Origin of the sequence: Benzoatithermus flavus (assembly GCF_037908215.1) — a bacterium.
GTDB classification, from domain to species: domain Bacteria; phylum Pseudomonadota; class Alphaproteobacteria; order Geminicoccales; family Geminicoccaceae; genus Benzoatithermus; species Benzoatithermus flavus.
Genome location: NZ_JBBLZC010000001.1, coordinates 129,687 through 151,577 on the forward strand (window position 1 = coordinate 129,687; position 21,891 = coordinate 151,577).

18 protein-coding genes are annotated in these 21,891 nt (G+C 67.9%); 3 read left to right on the forward strand and 15 right to left on the reverse strand.

Annotated elements, in window-relative coordinates:
• Window positions 1–34 precede the first annotated feature (34 nt).
• Together gltX and gltA are read left to right on the forward strand one after the other, a co-directional pair.
• Window positions 35–1,462, forward strand: a complete 1,428-nt coding sequence (gene gltX, locus U1T56_RS00580; protein WP_418157482.1) for a glutamate--tRNA ligase — start codon at window positions 35–37, stop codon at window positions 1,460–1,462.
• A gap of 93 nt (window positions 1,463–1,555) precedes the next feature.
• Entirely contained in the window at window positions 1,556–2,863 is a 1,308-nt protein-coding gene (gene gltA, locus U1T56_RS00585; RefSeq protein WP_418157483.1) for a citrate synthase, read from the forward strand.
• Window positions 2,864–2,945: 82 nt separating this feature from the next.
• Here the strand turns inward: gltA and fabZ are convergent, their stop codons facing one another.
• From fabZ to dnaE, 12 genes are all read right to left on the reverse strand, one after another.
• A complete protein-coding gene (gene fabZ, locus U1T56_RS00590) occupies window positions 2,946–3,419 on the reverse strand; it encodes a 3-hydroxyacyl-ACP dehydratase FabZ (RefSeq protein ID WP_418157484.1) in 474 nt (157 codons plus the stop codon).
• A 130-nt stretch (window positions 3,420–3,549) separates the two neighbouring features.
• Window positions 3,550–4,071: an OmpH/Skp family outer membrane protein gene (locus U1T56_RS00595; protein ID WP_418157485.1), complete on the reverse strand. Its 522-nt coding sequence runs from the start codon at window positions 4,069–4,071 to the stop codon at window positions 3,550–3,552.
• 80 nt (window positions 4,072–4,151) lie between these two features.
• Complete coding sequence (gene bamA, locus U1T56_RS00600) at window positions 4,152–6,446, reverse strand: outer membrane protein assembly factor BamA (protein ID WP_418157486.1); 2,295 nt, start codon at window positions 6,444–6,446, stop codon at window positions 4,152–4,154.
• A gap of 62 nt (window positions 6,447–6,508) precedes the next feature.
• On the reverse strand, window positions 6,509–7,624 hold the full coding sequence (rseP, locus tag U1T56_RS00605; RefSeq protein WP_418157487.1) for an RIP metalloprotease RseP: 1,116 nt from the start codon (window positions 7,622–7,624) through the stop codon (window positions 6,509–6,511).
• Window positions 7,625–7,640: 16 nt separating this feature from the next.
• Complete coding sequence (locus tag U1T56_RS00610; RefSeq protein WP_418157488.1) at window positions 7,641–8,843, reverse strand: 1-deoxy-D-xylulose-5-phosphate reductoisomerase; 1,203 nt, start codon at window positions 8,841–8,843, stop codon at window positions 7,641–7,643.
• Entirely contained in the window at window positions 8,840–9,697 is an 858-nt protein-coding gene (locus U1T56_RS00615) for a phosphatidate cytidylyltransferase (RefSeq protein WP_418157489.1), read from the reverse strand. The genes U1T56_RS00610 and U1T56_RS00615 overlap by 4 nt, the downstream gene beginning before the upstream one ends.
• Window positions 9,651–10,325: a polyprenyl diphosphate synthase gene (gene uppS / locus U1T56_RS00620; protein ID WP_418157829.1), complete on the reverse strand. Its 675-nt coding sequence runs from the start codon at window positions 10,323–10,325 to the stop codon at window positions 9,651–9,653. The genes U1T56_RS00615 and uppS overlap by 47 nt, the downstream gene beginning before the upstream one ends.
• A gap of 79 nt (window positions 10,326–10,404) precedes the next feature.
• On the reverse strand, window positions 10,405–10,968 hold the full coding sequence (gene frr, locus U1T56_RS00625) for a ribosome recycling factor (RefSeq protein WP_418157490.1): 564 nt from the start codon (window positions 10,966–10,968) through the stop codon (window positions 10,405–10,407).
• Window positions 10,965–11,711, reverse strand: coding sequence for a UMP kinase (gene pyrH / locus U1T56_RS00630; RefSeq protein ID WP_418157491.1), 747 nt, complete (start codon window positions 11,709–11,711; stop codon window positions 10,965–10,967). The genes frr and pyrH overlap by 4 nt, the downstream gene beginning before the upstream one ends.
• A gap of 88 nt (window positions 11,712–11,799) precedes the next feature.
• Window positions 11,800–12,726 carry a translation elongation factor Ts gene (tsf, locus tag U1T56_RS00635; protein WP_418157492.1) on the reverse strand — a complete coding sequence of 309 codons (927 nt, stop codon included), beginning with the start codon at window positions 12,724–12,726 and terminating at the stop codon, window positions 11,800–11,802.
• Between the two features lie 45 nt (window positions 12,727–12,771).
• Window positions 12,772–13,590: a 30S ribosomal protein S2 gene (gene rpsB, locus U1T56_RS00640; RefSeq protein ID WP_418157493.1), complete on the reverse strand. Its 819-nt coding sequence runs from the start codon at window positions 13,588–13,590 to the stop codon at window positions 12,772–12,774.
• A gap of 457 nt (window positions 13,591–14,047) precedes the next feature.
• On the reverse strand, window positions 14,048–17,515 hold the full coding sequence (dnaE, locus tag U1T56_RS00645) for a DNA polymerase III subunit alpha (RefSeq protein WP_418157494.1): 3,468 nt from the start codon (window positions 17,513–17,515) through the stop codon (window positions 14,048–14,050).
• 272 nt (window positions 17,516–17,787) lie between these two features.
• Here dnaE and U1T56_RS00650 point away from each other — a divergent pair, with 272 nt between their 5' ends.
• On the forward strand, window positions 17,788–18,168 hold the full coding sequence (locus tag U1T56_RS00650) for a type II toxin-antitoxin system VapC family toxin (protein ID WP_418157495.1): 381 nt from the start codon (window positions 17,788–17,790) through the stop codon (window positions 18,166–18,168).
• Here U1T56_RS00650 and U1T56_RS00655 read toward each other — a convergent pair.
• The 3 genes from U1T56_RS00655 to proS are packed head-to-tail and all read right to left on the reverse strand — an operon-like array spanning window position 18,116 to window position 21,343.
• Complete coding sequence (locus U1T56_RS00655; protein WP_418157496.1) at window positions 18,116–18,814, reverse strand: ABC transporter ATP-binding protein; 699 nt, start codon at window positions 18,812–18,814, stop codon at window positions 18,116–18,118. The genes U1T56_RS00650 and U1T56_RS00655 overlap by 53 nt on opposite strands.
• The gene (locus U1T56_RS00660; RefSeq protein ID WP_418157497.1) at window positions 18,807–20,054 is read right to left on the reverse strand and encodes a lipoprotein-releasing ABC transporter permease subunit; all 1,248 of its coding nucleotides are present in this window, start codon (window positions 20,052–20,054) and stop codon (window positions 18,807–18,809) included. The genes U1T56_RS00655 and U1T56_RS00660 overlap by 8 nt, the downstream gene beginning before the upstream one ends.
• On the reverse strand, window positions 20,054–21,343 hold the full coding sequence (gene proS / locus U1T56_RS00665) for a proline--tRNA ligase (protein ID WP_418157498.1): 1,290 nt from the start codon (window positions 21,341–21,343) through the stop codon (window positions 20,054–20,056). The genes U1T56_RS00660 and proS overlap by 1 nt, the downstream gene beginning before the upstream one ends.
• Window positions 21,344–21,891: the final 548 nt, after the last annotated feature.

The window sequence follows — 21,891 nt, forward strand, 5'->3', positions numbered from 1 at the left end:
TCCCTTATCACGCGGATGCGCGGCAGAATCAACTATGAGTGTTGTTGTTAGGTTTGCGCCCTCGCCTACTGGTTACCTGCACATCGGCGGAGCGCGAACCGCCCTGTTCAACTGGCTGTTCGCGCGCCATCACGGCGGCCGCTATCTGCTGCGGATCGAGGACACGGACCGGCTGCGCTCGACCAAGGAGGCGATCGACGCCATCTTCGACGGGCTGAGCTGGCTGGGCTTGACCCCGGACGAGCCGCCGGTGTTCCAGTTCGAGCGCGCCCCGCGCCATGCCGAGGTGGCGAGGCGCCTGCTCGAGGAGGGCAAGGCCTATTACTGCTATGCCACGCCCGAGGAGCTCGAGGCCATGCGTGCCGAGCAGCGCGCGAAGGGCCTGCCGATGCGCTACGACGGGCGCTGGCGCGACCGCGATCCGCGGGAAGCCCCTCCAGGGATACCGCCCGTGATCCGGCTGAAAGCGCCGCAGGCCGGCGAGACCGAGCTCGAGGACCTCGTCCAGGGCGAGATCAAGGTCGCGAACGAACAGCTCGACGACATGGTGCTGCTCCGCGCCGACGGCACGCCGACCTACATGCTCTCGGTGGTGGTGGACGACATCGACATGGGGATCACCCATGTCATCCGCGGCCACGACCACCTGACCAACACCTTCCGCCAGATCCAGCTCTACAACGCGATCGGCGCACCTTTGCCGCGTTTCGCGCACATCCCGCTGATCCATGGCGCCGACGGTGCCAAGCTCAGCAAGCGGCACGGAGCGCTGAGCGTTACCGAATATCGCGAGATGGGCTTCCTGCCGGAGGCGATGCGCAACTATCTTCTGCGGCTGGGCTGGGGTCACGGCGACGCCGAGATCATCTCGACCGAGCAGGCGATAGAATGGTTCGATCTCGACGGGGTCGGCCGCTCGCCCGCACGGTTCGACATGGCGAAGCTCTTGAGCCTGAACGCGCATTACCTGCGCGAGGCGGAGGACGAGCGGCTCGTCCTGTTGATCCGGCCGCGGCTCGAGGCCATGGGCTTCGCCCTCGACGAGACGGCGCTGCGCCGGCTCGAGCGCGGCATGAACGGGCTGAAGCAGCGGGCGCGCACGCTGGTCGAGCTCGCCGAATCGGCCGCGTTCTACGTGCGGCCGCGGCCGCTGCCGGTCGACGAGAAGGCGCGGAAGGTGCTGGACGAGGCGGCGCGGCGCACGCTGGCCGCGCTGATGCAGCCACTGGCCGCGGTCCCGGACTGGCAGGAGACGACGCTCGAGAACGTGACCCGCGCCCAGGCCGACCTCATGGGCATCGGCTTCGGCAAGCTCGCGCAGCCCTTGCGGGCGGCGCTCACCGGCTCCACGGTCTCGCCCGGCCTGTTCGAGGTCATGGCGGTGCTCGGCCGGGCCGAAGTGCTCGCCCGGATCGAGGACGCGGCGACAGGACGCAATCCTGCTGCGGTGCCGTCCCGTTGAGAGCACCGACGACGGTCCCTAATGTCCCGCGCGGGGCACACCCGGCAACCCGTTCCGGTTCTGCGTCGGCCCGCGGCTGAAGGAGGAGAACAGATGAGCGACCAGGCACCCAAGACGGCCGTGACCCTGTCGACCGGCGACGGCAAGACGCCCGAATTCCCGGTCCTCAAGGGCACGCTCGGGCCGGACGTGATCGACATCCGCAAGCTCTACGGCCAGACCGGGATGTTCACCTACGATCCCGGCTTCACCTCGACCGCGAGCTGCAGCTCGAAGATCACCTTCATCGACGGCGACGAAGGCATCCTGCTGCATCGCGGCTACTCGATCGAGGAGCTGGCCAAGAACAGCACCTTTCTCGAGACCGCCTATCTCATCCTGAACGGCGAGCTGCCGACCCGGGAGGAGCTCGACAAGTTCGTGAAGGGTGTGACCTACCACACCATGATCCACGAGCAGATCCAGTTCCTGTTCCGTGGCTTCAGGCGCGACGCGCACCCGATGGCGGTGATGATCGGCGTCGTGGGCGCGCTCTCGGCATTCTACTACGAAGATCTCGACACCGACGATCCCTACCATCGCATGATCGCGACCTACCGGCTGATCGCGAAGATCCCGACGATCGCGGCGATGTGCTACAAGTACGCGATGGGCCAGCCCTTCGTTTACCCGCGCAACGATCTCGATTACGCCAGCAACTTCCTGCACATGATGTTCGCGGTGCCGTGCGAGCCCTATCATGTGAACCCGGTGCTGGCACGGGCGCTCGACCGCATCTTCATCCTCCACGCCGATCACGAGCAGAACGCCTCGACCTCGACCGTCCGTCTCGTGGGCTCGACGGGAGCCAGCCCCTACGCCGCGGTCGCGGCCGGCATCGCAGCACTCTGGGGTCCGGCGCACGGCGGCGCCAACGAGGCCGTGGTCAAGATGCTCGAGGAGATCGGCAGCCCCGAGCGGATCCCGGCCTATATCGAGAAGGTGAAGGACAAGGAGTCCGGTGTCCGGCTCATGGGCTTCGGCCACCGGGTCTACAAGAACTACGATCCGCGCGCGGGCGTGCTCAAGGAGAGCGCCGACGAGGTGCTCGCCATGCTCGGGCAGAAAAACAACCCGAAGCTCGCGATCGCCAAGGAGCTCGAGCGGATCGCCCTCAACGACGAATACTTCATCCAGCGCAAGCTGTTCCCGAACGTCGACTTCTACTCGGGCATCATCCTGGAAGCCATGGGCATTCCGACCATGATGTTCACGGCGATTTTCGCGCTCGCCCGCACCGTGGGCTGGATGGCGCAGTGGAACGAGATGATCACCGATCCCGAGCAGAAAATCGGCCGGCCGCGCCAGCTCTACACCGGCGCTCCGCGCCGCAGCTACGTGCCGATCGACCGGCGCGGCTGAGCGCTGGCCGATCGGCTGCGCGTCGCGAGGAAAAGGCGGCAGGCGTCATCGCCCGCCGCCTTCTTCTTTCGGCAAGTCGGCTTCAAGAGCGCATCAGCTTGGCGCTGAACTCGGCCTCGGCCACAGCCTTGCCGTCCGATACCGCCTTGCCGGCGAACTTCCATACCCCGAGCTTGGCGCGCAGCGCCTCGACCTCGAGGCGGAGCTGGTCGCCCGGCCGGACCGGACGGCGGAAGCGGGCGTTGTCGATGCCCATGAAGTAGACGCCGCTGCCCTCGGCCTCGGGGCCCAGGCTCGCGGCCACGAGGACCGCCGCGGCCTGGGCCATGGCCTCGACGACGAGCACGCCCGGCATGATCGGGTCGGCCGGGAAATGACCCGGAAAGAACGGCTCGTTGATGGTGACGTTCTTGATCCCGACCGCGCGCTGGAACGCCGTGATCTCGACCACGCGGTCGATCAGGAGGAACGGGTAGCGGTGCGGGATCATCCGCATGATGCCGAAGATGTCGACGTCGGCCAGCGGTGACCCGGGCGCCACGGCCTGCTCGCTCATGATGCATCGTCCTTTCGCAGCAATTCGACGGCGGCCGGGCTCCGGAAAGAACCGGCCCTGCCGGGCGCCCCTCGCCTAGACGCGTTTTCGCGGGCGTGCAACCGGCCGAGCATGGCCGGCAGCAGCCGGCTCAGTCCACCTTCTCCGGCACCTTGATGGTGGGCACCTTGGCATCGAGACGGGAGAGAACCTCGTCGGTAAGGTCGATCCTGGGCGAGAACAGGAGCACCCCGCTCGTCGGCAGGACGAGGTTGAAGCCGCGCACGTCGGCGAGCTCGCCGATGATGTCGATCATCGCCGAGCGGACGTCGTTGAGTGCGGCGGCGGCGGCCTGATCGAGCTGCCGGCGGCGCTCCTGCACCATACGCTGCACCTCGGCGACCTGACTCTCGAAGTCGCGCCGCTTCTCGGCGAAGGCTTCGGGGGTCAGCACGCTACGCTGGCGGGCGAGCTCCTTGTCGAGTTCGTGCAGGCGCTGCTCCTGCTTGGCGATCTCGTCCTGGTAGAGCTTGCGGCGCGCCTCCACCTGATCGCGGATCGTCCGCGCCGCCTTGGAGTCCCTGAGGATGCGCTGGTAGTCGATGACCGCCGCCACCGCAGGCGGCAGGCGGTCCTGCGCGAGGACGGCGGCCGGAGCGGTCAGGGCGAGCATCGTGCCGAGCGCGAGCGCCGCGCCGCAGGACCGCCTCCCCGGCGCGCGTGACCCGATCGTGCCGCGATGCCGCCCGTGCATCAGAACCGCGTGCCGAACGACAGCCGGAACACCTCGGTCTCGTCGTGCGACTGCTTGAGGAACGGCTGCGAGACGTCGATCGACAGAGGACCGAGCGGCGACAGCCAGGACAGACCGACACCGGCGGATGCACGCAAGCCCTTGTTCTCGTCCAAGGTAGGGCCGCTCACGTCGATGTCTTCGAGGGTGCCGGCGTCGACGAAGGTGCGGCCGAAGATGCGCAGCTCGCTGGGCAGACCCAGAGGGAAGCGCAGCTCGGCCGTGCCGACATAGTAGAGATTGCCGCCGAGCTTGTCGTCGGTCTCCTTGTCCCTGGGGCCGATGCCACCGAAGCGGAAGCCGCGCAGGGTGTTGCCGCCGATGAAGAACCGGTTGGCGAGATGCACGTCCTCGCCGCCGAAGCCGAAGATGTAGCCGGCGCTGGCACCGAGATTGAGCACGACGTCGGGGAAGAACGGGTAGTAGAAGTCGGCACGTCCTTCGTGACGCAGGAAGCGGTTGTCGCCACCCAGGCCCGCCACGTCCTGGTCGAGACGGAGATAGTAGCCTTCCGACGGCAGGAAGCGGACGTCGCGCCGGTCGTAGGTGAAGGTCTGGCCCACGAGCGAGGTCGAGCGGCCGCCTTCCTCCTGGCGGATGAAGATCGAGGCGTCGCGGTCGACATTGTGGATGTCGTCGACGCGGTAGGTGTAGCGCACCGCGTGCCGCAGGTTCTCGGTCAAAGGATAGCCCAGCCGCAGCGTGCCGCCCGTGCTGGTCTCGTCGAACGAGGCCTCGCTCTGGAAGTCCGTGCGCGAGCGGAAGATGTCGAAGCCGGCCGCGAGATCGCGCTCGAGGAAGTAGGGCTCGGTGAAGCTGAACTCGATGTTCTGCCGGCGCTGCGAGACCGTGAAGTTCGCGGTGAGATCTTGGCCGCGACCGAGCAGGTTGCGCTCACGCAGGCGAACGTCGCCGAGCACACCGTCCTGGGTCGAGTAGCCGGCGCCGAACGAGAGCTCGCCCGTCGAGCGCTCCGTGACCTTGGTCTTGATGACGATCTTGTCGGGGGCGCTGCCCGGCTCGGTCTTGATGTCGACGGTCTCGAAGAAGCCGAGATTGCGCAGGCGCTGCTGCGAGCGACGCAGGAGCGCCGTGTTGAACGCATCGCCCTCGGCCAGGCGGAACTCGCGCCGGATCACCTCGTCGAGCGTGCGGACATTGCCCTCGATGTCGATCCGCTCGACATAGACGCGCGGCCCTTCGTTGATGGCGTAGGTGAGGTCGATCGTGAGATCGTCGCGATGCTTCGTGACCTTGGGATCGATGTTGACGAAGGCGTAGCCGAGCCGGCCGACCTCGTCGGTGAGCTTCTGGATCGTCGCTTCGATCTGGTCGGCGTTGTAGATCTCGCCGCTCCTGGTCTCGACGAACTGCCGGAGCTGATCCGGGCTGAGGTCGCGCAAGGTCGTGTCGATGTCGATCTTGCCGAACTTGTACTGCGGCCCTTCCTCGACCGTGAAGGTGATGAAGAACTCCTGACCGTCCGGCGTCAGCTCGGCCACGGCCGAGACGACCTGGAAATCGGCATAGCCGCGCGCGTAGTAGAAGCGGCGCAGGAGCTCCTGGTCGAACGAGAGCCGGTCCGGATCATAGGTGTCGTCGCTGGTGAAGAACCGGTACCAGGCGCTCTCCTTGGTCTGGACGACGCCGCGCAGCGTGCTGTCGCTGAACTTCTCGTTACCGATGAAGGCGATGCCGCCGACCCTGGTGACCGGGCCCTCGCTGATCTCGAACACGAGATCCACGCGGTTCTGGTCGAGCTCGATGATCTTGGGCTCCACCTTGGCGGCGTAGCGGCCGTTGCGACGGTAGAGCTCGAGGATCCGGTTCACGGCATTCTGTACGCGGGCCCGCGTGTAGACGACACGCGGGCGAAGCTGGATCTCGGCTTCGAGCGTCTTGTCGTCGAGGCGCTTGTTGCCCTCGAACGCGATGCGATTGATGATCGGATTCTCGACCACCTTGACGACGAGCGTGTCGCCCTGACGGTCGAGCGACACGTCGTCGAACAGGCCGGTCGCGAACAGGCTTTTCAGCGATTCGTCGAGCTTCTGGGGATCGAACGGATCGCCGGGGCGTACCGCCAGATAGCTCTCGACCGTGCTCGGCTCGATGCGCTGGTTGCCCTCGACGACGATCCGCCGGATGACCCCGCCGCTCTCCTGCTGCTGTTGCGCGAGCACCGGCAGCCCCGGCTGCAGCACAAGCAGGGCGACCGCTGCTCCGACCAGAGACAGCCTGCGAAATCCCATCATTTCCAACCTTTGCCGTACCCAGCTCGCGCGATGTCTTAGCCGAGACGGCCAAGGTATGAAAGCTACGAGATCAGATTCGCGAAGAACTCGACCACCTTGAGATGGACGAGATCGTTCCAGGTGGCAAACACCATGAGGCTCAGCACCATGGCGAGGCCGAAGCGGAAGGCGATCTCCTGGCTGCGCTCGGTGAGCGGCCGGCCCCGGACGGCCTCGATTCCGTAGAGGAGGAGATGGCCGCCATCCAGCATCGGGATCGGGAACAGGTTGATGAGGCCGAGATTGATCGAGAGCACGGCCGTGAACCACAAGGCCGGGATGAAGCCGTCCTGCGCGATCTGGCCCGACATCTGGGCGATCCGCAAGGGCCCGCCCAGCTCCTGCGTGCCGCGGCTGCCGATCACCATCTGGCCCAGGGCATGGAGCGTGCCGCCGATCATCCGTCCGGTCTCGGCGGTAGCCTCGAAGAGCGCCATGACCGGATTGCTGCGGCGGTACTCGATCCCGGCCCGGCTCACGCCGATGAGGCCGACCCGGTGCCGGTTGCCGAACCGGTCCTCGATCTCGCTCGCGGCGGGTGTGACGGTGAGCTCGACGGTCTCGCCCTGACGATCGATGGTGAAGCGCAAAGGCCGGGCGGCGCTGTCGCGCACGATGGCCTGAAGATCCTCGAAGCTCTGGATCGGAGCACCATCGACCGCGGTGATCCTGTCGCCCGGCAGCAGGCCGGCAGCGGCGGCAGGGCTGCCTTCCTGGACGGCGCCGACATCGGGCGGGGTGAACGGCCGGCCGACGGTCGCGAACAGGAGCGCCAGCGCCACGATGGCGAAGAGGAAGTTGGCGAGCGGTCCCGCCACGACGATCGCCATGCGCTGCAGGACCGGCTTCGCCGGAAAGCTGTCGGGGTCCTTGGCGTGACCGAGATCGACCGTGGCGCTGGCGGCATCGGCATCGCCCAGCATCTTGACGTAGCCGCCCAAGGGAATGGCGCTGAACTTCCAGCGCGTGCCGTGGCGATCGTTGCGGCCGAACAGCTCGGGACCGAAACCGATCGAGAAAGTCTCGATCCGCACGCCGTTGCGGCGCGCGACCCAGTAATGCCCGAACTCGTGAACGAAGACGACGACCGAGAGGATGAGGAGGAAGGGGATCAGATACTGGATGATGGTCGCGAGCATGGGAGACCTGGGTCCTTCATGAGGGGCCGCAGCCTTCGATCGTCGCCACGACCGCGGCCGCCATCCGCCGAGCCTCGGCATCGTACGCCACGACGGCGTCGAGATCATCAACGACGGCGCCCGCGAGACGCTCGAGCACCTGCCCTACGGTACGGGCTATGCCGAGAAACCCGATCCGTCGCGCCAGGAACGCCGCCACGGCCACTTCGTTGGCAGCATTGAGAATAGTAGGGGCGGCCCCACCCTGCCGCAAGGCGAGCCGTGCCAGCCGCAGCGCCGGGAAGCGCTCGAGGTCGGGCGGCTCGAAGTCGAGGCCGGAGCGGGCGCACAGATCGAGCTCCGGCGCCGTGGTGGCGAGGCGCGCCGGCCAGCCCAACGTGTAGGCGATGGGTATGCGCATGTCGGGCTCGCCGAGCTGGGCGAGGAGCGAGCCGTCCTTGAAGCTCACGAGACTGTGCACGATCGACTGCGGGTGGACCACGACCTCGATCGCCTCCTCCGGCACGCCGAACAGGTGGTGCGCCTCGATGATCTCGAGCCCCTTGTTCATCATCGTGGCGCTGTCGACGCTGATCTTGGCGCCCATCGACCAGTTGGGATGGCTCACCGCCTGCTCGGGCGTGGCCTTCGCCATGGCCTCGAGGCTCCAGCGCCGGAACGGGCCGCCGGAGGCGGTGAGGATCAGGCGTCGTACGGCCGAGCGCTCGCTGCCGGCCAGCGCCTGCCAGATCGCGTTGTGCTCGGAATCGACCGGCAGCAGGACCGCCTCGTGCCGGGCGACCTCGCGCATGAGCAGCGCGCCGGCGCAGACCAGGCATTCTTTGTTGGCCAGCGCCACCATGGCGCCGCGGCGGACCGCGGCCAGGGTCGGCCGCAGGCCCGCGGCTCCGACGATGGCAGCCATCACCCACTCGGCCGGCCGCTCCGCCGCCTCGACGAGGGCATCCATGCCGGCGGCGACCTCGATGCGCGTGCCGGCGAGGCGCTCCTTGAGGGCCGGATAGCATCGCTCGTCGCCGATCACGGCGAGCTTCGCGCTGCAGCTGCGCGCCACGGCGGCGAGCTCGTCGGCGCGCTGCCAGGCCGTCACCGCCTCGACGCGGTAGAGCTCCGGGGCTTCCGCCACCAGCGCCAGGGTGCTGCGTCCGATCGAGCCGGTCGCTCCCAGGATCGTGATGCTGCGCGGCCGGTCGGACGAAGGGGGAAGACGGCGGCTCACGGGCGGGCACCCGCCGCCATGAGCCACACGACGGCGGCGAAGGCGGGTGTCGCGAAGACGAGCCCGTCGATCCGATCCAAGAGGCCGCCATGACCCGGGATCAGCCGCCCGCTGTCCTTGACGCCGGCCCGGCGCTTGAGAGCCGATTCGAACAGATCGCCCGCCTGCGCCACCACGGCGAGCATCGACCCCAGCGTCGCGGCGAGGACGAAGCCGGCGCCGGCAGCGAGCGCCACGAGGCCGCCGAACAGGCCGGCCCCGACCATGCCACCCAGAAGTCCCGACCAGGTCTTGCCGGGGCTGATCGTGGGCGCGAGCTTGGGCCCGCCCACCGTGCGGCCGACGAAGTAGGCGCAGATGTCGGTCGCCCAGACGACGACGAGCAGCCACAGCACGTGCAGGGCTCCCGCGGCCACGTGGTTCCGCAGCCACACGAAGGCGACGATCGGCACCCCGACATAGATGACACCGCCCGCCGTGCGATCGGGCGAGCCGTTCGGCAGGAGGGCGGCCACGGCCGCGGCGAGTGCCGTGCCCGGCAGGAGGGCGGCGAACGCCAGCGAGACGTTGCCGGCCTCCATGGCGAGCACGGCGGCCGCCGGCAGGAGGGCGGCGGCGAGCAGCGCCACGAGGCGGGCCTCGAAGCCGGCGTGGGGTATCAGCCGGCTCCATTCGTCGGCCATGACGACGATCGCCGCGAGAGCCAGCAGCGTGAGCAACCAGCCGCCGACGAGCACGGCCGCGATCGCCGCGACGGCCAGCACGATCCCGGAGACGACCCGCTGCCGCAGCGCCGGGTCGAAGCCCTCAGCCGGCCGAGGCGCCATAGCGCCGTTCACGCTTCTGGTACTCACGGAGCGCCTCGTGCAGATGCTCCTCGGCGAAGTCGGGCCAGCTCACCGGCACGAACACGAGCTCGGTGTAGGCGAGCTGCCAGAGGAGGAAGTTGCTGATCCTGAGCTCACCGCTGGTCCGGATCAGGAGATCGGGATCGGGAATGCCGGCCGTGTAGAGCCGAGACGCCAGCATCGCCTCGTCGATCGCGGCGGGATCGAGCCGACCCGCCTGCGCTTCCATGGCGAGCCGGCGCGCGGCGTCGGTGATCTCGCGCCGGCTACCATAGTTCAGCGCCATGATGACGGTGATACGCTCGTTGTCGCGGCTCTGCACCTCGGCCACCTCGATGAGCTCGCGGATATCGGCGGCGAGGCCGGCACGGTCGCCGATCACCTTGAGGCGCACGCCGTTGCGGCAGAGCTCCGCGATCTCTTTCTTGAGGTAGAGCCGCAGGAGGTCCATGAGGTCGCCGACCTCGGCCGCCGGCCGGCGCCAGTTCTCCGAGGAGAACGCGAACAGCGTCACGTAGCGCACGCCGGCCTTGGCGCAGGCCTCGACCGTGCGCCGTACGACCTCGGCACCGCGACGATGGCCGTAGACGGGCGGCATCCCACGCGACCGTGCCCAGCGGCGGTTGCCGTCCATGATGAAGGCGACGTGGACCGGCGGCGCCGGCAGCACCGCTTCCTGCCGCAGAGGCTGCTTCAGCACGCGGAATCCGCCATCAGACGTGCAGGATGTCCTTTTCCTTCTGCTCCAGGAGCTGGTTGACCGCCTCGATGTGCTTGTCGGTCATCTTCTGGACCTCGTCGGACCAGTGCTTGTGCTCGTCCTGCGAGATGTCGCCGTCCTTCTCGAGCTTCTTGAGCTGGTCCATGCCGTCGCGGCGCACGTTCCTTATGGCGATGCGGGCCTGCTCGGCATATTTGTGCGCGACCTTGACGAGCTCGTTGCGCCGCTCCTGGGTCAGCTCGGGAAGCGGCACCCGGATGAGCTGACCGTCGACGGCGGGGTTGAGGCCGAGCGAGCTGTTGCGGATCGCCTTCTCGACCGCCTTCACGAGCCCGCGGTCCCAGACCTGGACCGTGAGCATCCGGGGCTCGGGCACGTTGATCGTGCCGACCTGGGTGAGCGGCATCTCGGAGCCGTAGGCCTCGACCATGATCGGCTCTAAGAGGCTGGCGCTCGCACGGCCGGTCCGCAAGCCCTGCAGCTCCTTGCGCAGCACCTCGAGCGCGCTGTCCATGCGTTTCCTGAGATCAGCCAGGTCCGGCTGGCGGCCGCTCATGCCAAAGCCTCCTCGGTGATGATGGTGTGGGGCCCCTCGCCCCGCAGCACCCGCGCGAACGCTCCCGGAGCATGCACGGAAAACACGATGATGGGAATGCTGCTTTCCCGTGCCAGGGAAATGGCCGAGGCGTCCATGACCTTGAGGTCGCGGGCGAGCACGTCGAGATAGGTGAGATGATCGTAGCGCTCGGCGGCGGGATCGCGCTTGGGGTCGGCCGAGTAGACGCCGTCCACCTGCGTGCCCTTCAAGATCGCGTCGCAGCCCATCTCGGCGGCGCGGAGCGCCGCGGCCGTGTCGGTCGTGAAGTAGGGGTTGCCGGTCCCGGCGGCGAAGATGACGATCCGGCCCTTCTCGAGATGGCGCACCGCACGGCGCCGGATATAGGGCTCGCACACCGCCGCCATCGGGATCGCCGACATGACGCGGGTCGGAATGCCGACGTGCTGCTCGATCACGCTCTGCACGGCGAGCGCGTTGATGACCGTGCCGAGCATGCCCATGTAGTCGGCGGTCGAGCGCTCGACGCCGGCGGCAGCCAGCGTGCTGCCGCGGACGATGTTGCCGCCGCCGATCACGAGGCAGAGCTGGACACCCATGGCGTGCACGGCAGCGCAGTCCTCGGCGAGCTGGCGCAGGACACGGCGGTCGTGGCCGAACTCGCGGTCGCCCATGAGCGCCTCGCCCGACATCTTGAGGAGGACCCGGCGGAACCTGGGTCCCGGTGTGGCTGCCTCGTTCATCGGCTGGGCTCCGGCACTTGCTCTGACGTCAGGAAAACGGCCCGGGCAGCAGGACACCACCCGGGCCGGTCGGTTCATGAACGGCGCCTCAGACGCCGGCGAGCTGGGCCACCTCGCTCGCAAAGTCGTCCGCGCCCTTCTCGATCCCCTCGCCCAGCGCCAGGCGCACGAACGCCTTGATCCGGATCGGCGCCCCCAGCTCCCTGGCGGCCGCCTCGACGGCCTGCTTCACGCGCTGGTCCGGGTTGATCACGAAGGCCTGCTCGAGGAGCACCGACTCCTCGTAGAACTTGCGCACCCGGCCTTCGACCATCTTCTCGATGATGTTCTCGGGCTTGCCGGACTGACGGGCCTGATCGGCGTAGATCGCGCGCTCGCGCTCGAGTACGGCGGGATCGACCTTGTCGGTGCTGACGGCCTGCGGATTGCTGGCGGCGATGTGCATGGCGAGCTGCTTGCCGAGCTCGGCGAGCTTTGCTCGGTCGCCGGTCGATTCCAGCGCCACGAGCACGCCGAGCTTGCCCAGGCCCGGAGCGAGCTGGTTGTGCAGGTAGCCGGCGACGATGCCGTTGTCGACCTCGAGATAGGCGGCACGGCGCAGGTTCATGTTCTCGCCGATCACGGCAATCGCCTGCGTGATCTCGTCCTGAACCGTGCGGCCGGTGGCCGCGATGGCCGCGGCCTTGAGCGCCTCGACGTCGCCCTTCACCTGCGGGGCAAGGGCGGTGATGCGACGGACGAGCTCCTGGAAGGTCTCGTTCCGGGCCACGAAGTCGGTCTCGGCGTTGACCTCGACGAGCGCGCCGCCGGTCTCGGCCAGCGTCAGGCCGATCAGGCCCTCGCTGGCGACGCGGCCGGCCTTCTTCGCCGCCGCGGCCAGGCCCTTCTTGCGCAGCCAGTCCGTGGCCGCCTCGATGTCGCCGCCGGTCTCCGTCAGCGCCTTCTTGCAGTCCATCATACCGGCGCCGGTGCGCTCGCGCAGCTCTTTGACGAGAGCGGTCGTGATCTCGGCCATACTCAAACGATCTCCATGCTGGTCAGGCTGGGTCGAAGCGAACACTCAGCCCGCATGCGTCTGCGACTCGGCCGCCTCGCCACCTTCCGCCGGGATCTCCACGCCCTCAGGCAGCTCCTCGATCTCGCCGAGATCGGCGATGGCGCCGACATCGATGCCGGACGCCGACATCTCGGCCTGGATGCCGTCGAGCACCGCCGCCACGGCCAGATCGCAATAGAGGTTGATGGCGCGGCTGGCGTCGTCGTTGCCGGGGAACGGGTAGCGGATGTTCTTGGGGTTGCAGTTGCTATCGACGACCGCCACGACCGGAATGCCAAGCTTGTTGGCCTCCTGGACGGCGATCTCCTCCTTGTTCGTGTCGATCACGAACAGGATGTCGGGCAGGCCGCCCATGTCCTTGATGCCGCCGAGCGCACGCTCGAGCTTGTCGCGCTCGCGGCTCAGGTTCAAGAGCTCCTTCTTGGTGAAGCCGTGCTGCGTGGCGGGGTCGGCGAGCTGCGCCTCGAGCTCGCGCAGGCGGCGGATCGACTGCGAGATGGTCTTCCAGTTGGTCAGCATGCCGCCGAGCCAACGATGGTTGACGTAGTACTGGCCGCAGCGCTTGGCGGCGGCCGCGATCGGCTCCTGCGCCTGGCGCTTGGTGCCGACGAACAGCACGCGCCCGCCACTGGCGACGACGTCGCGGATGGCCACCAGCGCCCGGTGCAGCATCGGCACGGTCTGGGTCAGATCGAGGATGTGGACTCCGTTGCGCACCCCGAAGATGTAGGGGGCCATGGCCGGGTTCCAGCGACGGGTCTGGTGGCCGAAATGAACGCCAGCCTCGAGGAGCTGACGCATGGTGAAGGTCGGGAAAGCCATCTCTTGGATCCTGTTCCGGTTGATCCGCCACGGGCAAGTCACCCGACCCGCGTGGGCCGGGCACCGGACGGCGCAAGGGTCACGCCTTTCGCCCGCGTGTGAGGTCGCGTGCTATCTATAGGCGGCTCCGGCGCTTGGCAAGGGCGTGCGGCGGAAAAGCCGAGACCGTGGAGCGGACGGCGAGGTACGGTGCGCCCGATGCGCGGTGCTGGCAGCGTGCCGCCGGGACGCTTCCTCAACACTTTTTATGTTAATCGTTGCCACGGCTGCATTTCTCGAATTCGTTCGTGCAATTTCGCTTCACATGGCCGCGAGCTCCCGCCTCGCGGCCGTCCCGGAGCCGATCCGGAAATATTATCCTGAACGACTCTCGCGCACGAGGCCGGGCGGCCGTGGGCCGCCATCACGCCGGGCTCGTTCGCGGTGTCGCCCGCGCTCGTTCGTCCGGTGACCCCGGCTAGTTCGGGAGCGACAGGTCCCGCACCGCCAGCACGCCGGCGAGCCGCTCGACGTCGAGGCGCTGGCCGCTGGCGAGGAGATAGTCCTCCGGCAGCACCAGGACCGCCTCGTCCTCGCCGGGCATGGGCACCACGAGGCGGATGCGGGCACCCGTGCCCGCCCGGCGCTCCAGCATCGGCTTCAGCTTCAAGGCCACGGCGGGCGCCGCGACCCTGATCTCGACCACGCCGCGGGCCTGGTCGGCGACGTCGTCGAGCTTCTGGATGCGCTGGGCGGTGAGACGGAGATTGTCGCCGTCGACCCGCGCGTCGACCTCGAAATAGAGAGGAACCGAAGCCTGAAGCAGCTCGCGGGTCTGCGAGAGGAGCTCGCTGAACACCGTGACCTCGAACTGGGCCGCGTGATCGGAGACCATGACGCGGGCGAAGCGCGTGCGCTCGGTGACCCGCTCCTGTATGCTCGCGACCACGCCGGCGAGGCGCAGCCTGCCGCCTTCTCCGGAAGCCGCCACCTGCCGCAGCCGGTCGCCCGGCACGACCATGAGCCGGGCGAGCGCGTTCTGGTAGCCGTCGAGCGGGTGGGCCGAGAGATAGAGGCCGAGCACGTCGAACTCCATCTGCAGCCGCTCGAGTGCCGGCCAGTCGTCGGCATCGGGCAGGTCCGGTACCGGCATCCGGGCGGGACCGGCCTCGCCGAACAGGCTCACCTGCGCGCTCTCGGCGGCCTCGGCCGCAGCGGCGGCGTAGCGCAGCAGAACGTCGGCGCCCTCCACGACCCGGCGGCGGTTCGGGATCAGGCTGTCGAGCGCCCCGGCGCGGGCGAGGCTCTCGAGCAGGCGCTTGTTGATGATCTTCGTTCCGCAGCGGGCCATGAGGTCGAACACGTCCCGGAACGGCCCCTTCGCCTCGCGCTCCTCGACGAGCTGGTTCACGGCGGCGGCCCCCACGCCCTTGATGGCGGCGAGAGCGTAGCGCACGCCCGTGCCCGCGCTGCCGTCCTCGACGATGAAGCGGGACGTCGAGGCGTTGACGTCCGGCGGGTAGAGCGGGATGCCGCGCTGGCGCATCTCGTTGCGGTAGCCGGCGAGCTTCTCCTGGTTGTCGCACTCCATCGTCATGGCGGCCGCGAAGAACTCGACCGGGTGGTTGGCCTTGAGGTAGGCCGTCTGGTAGGCGAGGAGCGCGTAGGCCGCGGCGTGGGATTTGTTGAAGCCGTAAGAGGCGAACTTCGCGACCGCATCGAAGATCGTGTTGGCGAGCCCCTCCTCGATACCCCGCTCCTTGCAGCCTCTGACGAACACCTCGCGCTGGGCGTCCATCTCGGCCTTGATCTTCTTGCCCATGGCACGGCGTAAGAGATCGGCGCCGCCCAGCGTGTAGCCGGCGAGCTGCTTGGCGATCTCCATCACCTGCTCCTGGTAGATGATCACACCGTTGGTCTCGGCGAGGATCGGCTCGAGCAGCGGATGGAGATAGCTCGGGTCCTCGAGCCCGTGCTTGACGTTGGTGTAGCGCGGAATGTTGTCCATCGGGCCCGGCCGGTAGAGCGACACCATGGCGATGATGTCCTCGAAGCAGTCGGGCTTGAGCTTGCGCAGCGCGTCGCGCATGCCCGTCGATTCCAGCTGGAACACGCCCTGCGTCTCGGCGCGGGAGAGGAGCTCGTAGGTCGGCCGGTCGTCGAGCGGCAGCGCCGCGAGGCTGAGCGGCGTGCCGCGCGCGCGGACGAGCTTCTCCGCGTGCACGAGCATGGTGAGGGTGGAAAGGCCCAGGAAATCGAACTTGACCAGCCCCGCCTTCTCGACGTCCTTCATGTTGAACTGGGTCGAGGGCATGAGGGCCCTGGGATCGCGGTAGAGCGGGACCAGCTCCTCGAGCGGCCGGTCGCCGATCACGACACCGGCGGCGTGCGTCGAGGCGTTGCGCGGCAGGCCCTCGAGCTGAAGGGCGATGTCGATCATCTTGGCCACACTCGGGTCCTCGTCTCGCGCCTCCCTGAGGCGGGGCTCGATTTCCAGCGCCTGGGCGAGGGTCACCGGGTTCGCCGGGTTGCTCGGCACGAGCTTGCAGATCCGATCGACCAGCCCGAAGGGCAGGCCCATTACCCGGCCGACATCGCGCAGGGCCGCCCGTGCCTGCAGCGTGCCGAAGGTGATGATCTGGGCGACGCGCTCGGCACCGTAGCGGTCGCGGACATAGGTGATGACCTCGTGGCGCCGGTCCTCGCAGAAGTCGATGTCGAAGTCCGGCATCGACACGCGCTCGGGATTGAGGAAGCGCTCGAACAGGAGGCCGAAGCGCAAGGGATCGAGATCGGTGATCTTGAGGCTCCAGGCGGCGAGCGAGCCCGCCCCGGAGCCGCGGCCGGGACCCACGGGAATCCCGTGCGCCTTGGCCCACTTGATGAAGTCCGAGACGATGAGGAAGTAGCCCGGGAACTTCATCTGGGCGATGACGTCGAGCTCGTAAGCGAGCCGCTCGCGGTAGGGTCTGGCCGCCGCCTCGCGCGCGGCCTCGTCCATGCCGGGCCTGAACACGGCCTCCTCGAGGCGCTCCTCGAGCCCTTCCCAGGCCTGCCGGCGCATCTCCGCCTCCTCGTCCTCGGCGAAGGTGGGAAGGATCGGGTTGCGGGAAGGCGCCATGAAGGCGCAGCGCCGTGCCACGACCAGCGTGTTCGCGATCGCCTCGGGCAGGTCCGAAAACAGCTCCGCCATCTCGGCCGCGGACTTGAAGCGGTGCTCGAGCGTGAGCCGGCGCCGGTCCTCCTGCGCGATCTGGGTACCCTCGGCGATGCAGATCAGCGCATCGTGCGCCTCGTAGCCTCCGGCATCGAGGAAGTGCACGTCGTTGGTGGCGACGAGCGGCACGTCGTGGGCGTAAGCCAGATCGACCAGCGCCGGCTCGACCGCGTCCTCCTCCTCGAGTCCGTGGCGCATCAGCTCCATGTAGAGCCGGTCGCCGAAGACAGCCTTGAGCTCGAGAAGAAGGCGCTCGGCGAGCTTGGCATCGCCGCGGCGCAGCGCGCAACCGATCGGGCCAGAGGGACCGCCGGTGAGGAGGATCAGGCCTTCGTGGTGCCGGACCAGCTCGTCGAGGGTCACCTTGATCTCGGCACCGGGCTCGGCCGCGACGTAAGCCCGGCTCAGGAGCTTCAGAAGGTTGCCGTAGCCCGTCTCGTCCTTGACCAGGAGCACCACGTGCTCGGCCGCCTGCTGCCGGCTCGGCGTGCGCGGCAGCGGCTCGAGAGGGGCGAGCGGCAGCAGCGCACCCACGATCGGCTGCACGCCCGCCTTCTTGGCCGCGGTGCAGAACTGCATGACGCCGAACAGGTTGGCGTGATCGGTCACCGCCACGGCCGGCATCGCCGCCGCCTTGCAGGCCTTCACCAGAGGCTCGAGCCGGACCGTGCTCTCGAGCAGCGAGAAGGCGGAGCGGACGCGCAGATGGACGAAGTCGGCGTGAGGCATCGCAGGCTGATCTCCGGGTCGGCCGCGATGGTACACCCGAGGCGGGTACAACGATCAACCGGCTGCGCGCACTTGTCCCCGCCTTCCACAGGCGGGAGAACGCGCTTGTATCATCAACTGGTGATAAAGGCGCGGCGACCATGACGCTGCGCCTCGACTGCGAGCAGATCGACCGGCTGGCGTAGGAGCTGGCCGAGGCCACGGGCGAGAGCGTCGAGGCCGCCGTCGGCAAGGCGATCCGCGAGCGGCTGGAGCGCGTCAGGCCGCTCGCGATGTCATCTCTCAACGTGTACGAGGCACGGGTGGTGCTTTCGGGCCGTGGACCGCGTGGCCGCGCCCGTTTTCCCTCGGACCCGGTCGATCGTTTCCTGGCTCGGCTACAAGTCGACGCAGTCGAGATCGTCCCCTTCGATCCCGACCAGGTCGTTCTCGCCCACGAGGCCCATCTCCGCTTCGGGAGGGGCTTCCATCCGGCGGTCCTGAGCTTCGCCGACTGCGCTGCCTATGCGCTCGCGAAGCTCCGGGGCGAGCCCTTGCCGTTCAAGGGCGACGACTTCTCCCGGACCGACATAACGCCGGCGCTAGCACCCCGAGCCTTCCTCAGGCCGCGAGCGGCAGCCGCGCCAAGCGGCCGTCCATCAGGCGGTAGGTGACGTCCATCCGGGCGGCGAGCTCGGGGTTGTGGGTCGCGATCAGCGCCGCCGTGCCGGTCTCGCGGACGATCTCGAGCAGAACCTTGAATACCTCGTCGGCGGTGTGCGGATCGAGATTGCCGGTCGGCTCGTCGGCCAGGATCAGGCCGGGGCCGTTGGCGAGCGCCCGGGCGATCGCGACCCGCTGCTGCTCGCCGCCCGAGAGGCGCGCCGGGCGGTGATCGAGGCGGGGCGCAAGGCCGAGGCGGCTCAGGAGTCCTTCCGCCCGCACCCTCGCCTCGCGCCGGCCGCGGCCGGCGATGAGCTGCGGCATCAGCACGTTCTCGAGCGCCGTGAAGTCGGGCAAAAGGTGGTGAAACTGGTAGACGAAGCCGATCCGCTCGCGCCGGAGCCGGGTTCGCTCGGCATCGCCGAGCCCGCTGCAGGCCCGGCCGTCGATCGCGACCTCGCCGGCGCTCGGCCGCTCGAGCAGGCCCGCGATGTGGAGAAGCGTCGACTTGCCGGCGCCGGAGGGGCCGACCAGGGCGGCGATCGTGCCGGGTGCGAGAGCGAGATCGATGCCCTGCAGCACCTCTAGCGCCACCTCGCCCTGGCGGAAGCGGCGCTTGATGCCGGAGAGGCGCAGGACGGGCGCCCGCTCACTCATAGCGCAGCGCCTCCACCGGATCGAGCCGGGCCGCACGCCAGGCCGGGTAGATCGTGGCGAGGAAGGAGAGGATCAGACCCATGGCGACGACGCTCAGCACGTCGCCCGCCTCGACCTTGGCCGGCAGCTCGGAGAGGAAGCGGATCTCGGCCGACCAGAGCTCGGTACCGGTCAGGCTCTCGAGCCCTTTGCGGATCGTGTCGATGTTGAGCGCGAAGGCGAGCCCCAGGACGAAGCCCGTGAGCGTGCCGACGATGCCGATCGAGGCACCGCTCAGGAAGAACACGCGCAGGATGGCGCCGCGCGTGGCGCCCATGGTGCGCAGGATGGCGATGTCGCGGCCCTTGCTCTTCACGAGCATGGTGATGCCAGTGATGATGTTGAAGGCGGCCACGAGGATGATGAGGGTGAGGATCAGGAACATCACGTTCCGCTCGACCTGTAGCGCCGCGAAGAAGTGCGAGTTGAGCTGCTGCCAGTCGACGAGGCGCACGTCGGGCCCGAGCCGGGACTGCAGCTCCGGGCGGTAGGCACCGATCCGGTCCGGATCGTCGACCATGATCTCGATAGCGTTGACGCGATCCGGGAGCTGGAAATAGGCTTGCGCGTCGGCGAGCGGGATATAGACGAAGCTGTTGTCGTACTCGTACATCCCGACCTCGAAGATGGCGGCCACCGTGAAGGTCTTGATGCGCGGCACGCTGCCGAACGCGGTGGCGGCGCCCTTGGGCGAGATCAGGGTGAGCTGGCTGCCGAGGCCGAGGCCCATGCGCTCGGCCATGCGGCTGCCGATGGCGGCCGAGCCCGGCGCGTTGAGCCCCACGAGCGAGCCCTGCACGACGTGGCCCGCGATCACCTCGCGTTTCTGCAGCTCCTCCGGCCGCACGCCGCGGACGATCGCCCCCGCGGCCACGCCGTTGGCGCTCACCATCACCTGGCCCTCGACATAGGGCATGACGGCGACCACACCGGGGGCACCGTCGAGGCGCTTTGTCAGCGCGTCGAAGCTGGCGATGCCGGCGGGGCCGCTCACCACGGTGGCATGGCCGTTGACGCCCAGCACCCGGCCCAGGAGCTCGACGCGAAAGCCGTTCATCACGGCGAGCACCACGATGAGCGTGCCGACCCCGAGCGCTATGCCGATCAGCGCGAAGCCCGCGATGACCGAGATGAAGCCCTCGCCCCTGGTCGGCCGCAGGTACCGCCAGGCGACCAGGCGCTCGAAACGACCGAAGGCCATCAGCCGGCGAAACGCTCCAGGAGCTCCACCGGCGTCACCTCCTCGCGCTCGCCGGTGCGGCGGCTCTTGATCTCGACCTTGTCCTCCTTGACCCCGCGCGGGCCCACCGTCACCTGCCAGGGCAGGCCGATCAGATCCATGGTCGCGAACTTCACCCCGGCGCGCTCGTCGCGGTCGTCCAAGAGCACGTCGACACCCATGGCGGTGAAGCGCATGTAGAGCTCCTCGGCCATGGCGGTGGTGGCGGCATCGTCAGGGCGGAGATTGACGAGGCCGATGCGGAACGGGGCGACGCTCTCGGGCCAGATGATGCCCTTCTCGTCGTGAAACGCTTCGATGAGCGCCCCCACGAGTCGCGAGACGCCGATGCCGTAGGAGCCCATCTCGACCGGCACCTCGGTCCCGTCGGGGCCCATGACCACGGCTCCCATGGGCTTCGAGTACTTGGTGCCGAAATAGAAGATGTGGCCGACCTCGATGCCGCGGCCGGAGCGCAGGCGCTCCGGCGGCACCGGACAGCTCGCCGGATCGTGCTTCTCGTCGGCGGCGGCGTAGAGCGAGCGCAGCATCTCCGGGTCGAGATCGGGAGCGTTGAAGTCGATCTGCTCGAAGGCCGCATCGTAATAGACGGCACTCTCGCCGGTCTGGGCCAGGATCTGGAACTCGTGGCTCATGTTGCCGCCGATCGGGCCGGTCTCGGCCTGCATCGGAATGGCGGTGAGGCCCATGCGCTTGAAGGCGCGAAGATACGCTACGAACATGTTGTCGTAAGAGCGCTTCGCCCCTTCGTAGTCGAGGTCGAAGCTGTAGGCGTCCTTCATCAGGAACTCGCGCCCGCGCATCACGCCGAAGCGCGGCCGGATCTCGTCCCGGAACTTCCACTGGATGTGGTAGAGGTTGAGCGGAAGCTGCCGGTAGCTGCGCACGTGCCGACGGAAGATGTCGGTGACGTTCTCCTCGTTGGTCGGCCCGTAGAGCATCTCGCGCTCGTGCCGGTCCTTGATGCGCAGCATCTCCTTGCCGTAAGCCTCGTAGCGCCCGCTCTCGCGCCAGAGATCGGCCGGCTGGATGGTCGGCATCAGGATCTCGATCGCACCCGCCGCGTTCATCTCCTCGCGGACGATCTGCTCGACTTTCTTCAGGACGGCGAAGCCGAGCGGCAGCCAGCTATAGATGCCCGCCGAAAGCTGCTGGATCATGCCGGCGCGCAGCATGAGCTTGTGCGAGACGATCTCGGCCTCGGCCGGGGCCTCCTTGAGCACGGGGAGGAAATAGCGCGACAGACGCATCGGCGGCACATCTACCTGTTTGGGAGCGCGCGCACTCTAGGCAGGGAGCGCCGGTTCGGCAACGCGAAAGCACCGCGCGGGCGGACAGGGAACATTCCTGGAACGCTTGCTCTCTCCAGCAGACGTCAACTTAGAGTTAAGAACATTCCCGCCCGCGGCAAAGAAAAAGGCCGCAGCTTGCTGCCACGGCCTAGTAGGGAGGAAACGCCTCAAGTCGGGTGTCACAGGGGAACTCCCAAGACACGCCTCTCATATAGACGCTCGTCGAACTCGATGCAAGGGGCGGCGACACAAAAAAAGTCCGTGGATTTACCGACACGTTTTCGTTGAAAGAACCCTAATAGCTTTTACACAAAATTTGCCGAAGTTTTAGTTGATCACATCGCGGTGATCCTATGGGGTCATACAGCCCCTCCTGCCACAGCATCAAAGAACCATGGCAGTGCTTCTACTTTCCAGCGGCTGAACAGTGAACGGCAGAGCACCATGTGCCGATAACGCACCACGGTTATCCATAAGAAAAAGCGACCAGGAGGGCTCCGGTTCCA

What these genes read in the sequence shown, in the direction of transcription:
- U1T56_RS00660 (WP_418157497.1), bottom strand. Translation starts at nt 20,054, where the DNA reads ATGGCCTTCGGTCGTTTCGAGCGCCTGGTCGCCTGGCGGTACCTGCGG.
- tsf (WP_418157492.1), bottom strand. Translation starts at nt 12,726, where the DNA reads ATGGCCGAGATCACGACCGCTCTCGTCAAAGAGCTGCGCGAGCGCACC.
- rpsB (WP_418157493.1), bottom strand. Translation starts at nt 13,590, where the DNA reads ATGGCTTTCCCGACCTTCACCATGCGTCAGCTCCTCGAGGCTGGCGTT.
- rseP (WP_418157487.1), bottom strand. Translation starts at nt 7,624, where the DNA reads ATGCTCGCGACCATCATCCAGTATCTGATCCCCTTCCTCCTCATCCTC.
- gltX (WP_418157482.1), top strand. Translation starts at nt 35, where the DNA reads ATGAGTGTTGTTGTTAGGTTTGCGCCCTCGCCTACTGGTTACCTGCAC.
- proS (WP_418157498.1), bottom strand. Translation starts at nt 21,343, where the DNA reads ATGCGTCTGTCGCGCTATTTCCTCCCCGTGCTCAAGGAGGCCCCGGCC.
- U1T56_RS00650 (WP_418157495.1), top strand. Translation starts at nt 17,788, where the DNA reads ATGTCATCTCTCAACGTGTACGAGGCACGGGTGGTGCTTTCGGGCCGT.
- frr (WP_418157490.1), bottom strand. Translation starts at nt 10,968, where the DNA reads ATGAGCGGCCGCCAGCCGGACCTGGCTGATCTCAGGAAACGCATGGAC.
- fabZ (WP_418157484.1), bottom strand. Translation starts at nt 3,419, where the DNA reads ATGAGCGAGCAGGCCGTGGCGCCCGGGTCACCGCTGGCCGACGTCGAC.
- uppS (WP_418157829.1), bottom strand. Translation starts at nt 10,325, where the DNA reads ATGGACGGCAACCGCCGCTGGGCACGGTCGCGTGGGATGCCGCCCGTC.
- pyrH (WP_418157491.1), bottom strand. Translation starts at nt 11,711, where the DNA reads ATGAACGAGGCAGCCACACCGGGACCCAGGTTCCGCCGGGTCCTCCTC.
- U1T56_RS00655 (WP_418157496.1), bottom strand. Translation starts at nt 18,814, where the DNA reads ATGAGTGAGCGGGCGCCCGTCCTGCGCCTCTCCGGCATCAAGCGCCGC.
- U1T56_RS00595 (WP_418157485.1), bottom strand. Translation starts at nt 4,071, where the DNA reads ATGCTCGCCCTGACCGCTCCGGCCGCCGTCCTCGCGCAGGACCGCCTG.
- gltA (WP_418157483.1), top strand. Translation starts at nt 1,556, where the DNA reads ATGAGCGACCAGGCACCCAAGACGGCCGTGACCCTGTCGACCGGCGAC.
- dnaE (WP_418157494.1), bottom strand. Translation starts at nt 17,515, where the DNA reads ATGCCTCACGCCGACTTCGTCCATCTGCGCGTCCGCTCCGCCTTCTCG.
- bamA (WP_418157486.1), bottom strand. Translation starts at nt 6,446, where the DNA reads ATGATGGGATTTCGCAGGCTGTCTCTGGTCGGAGCAGCGGTCGCCCTG.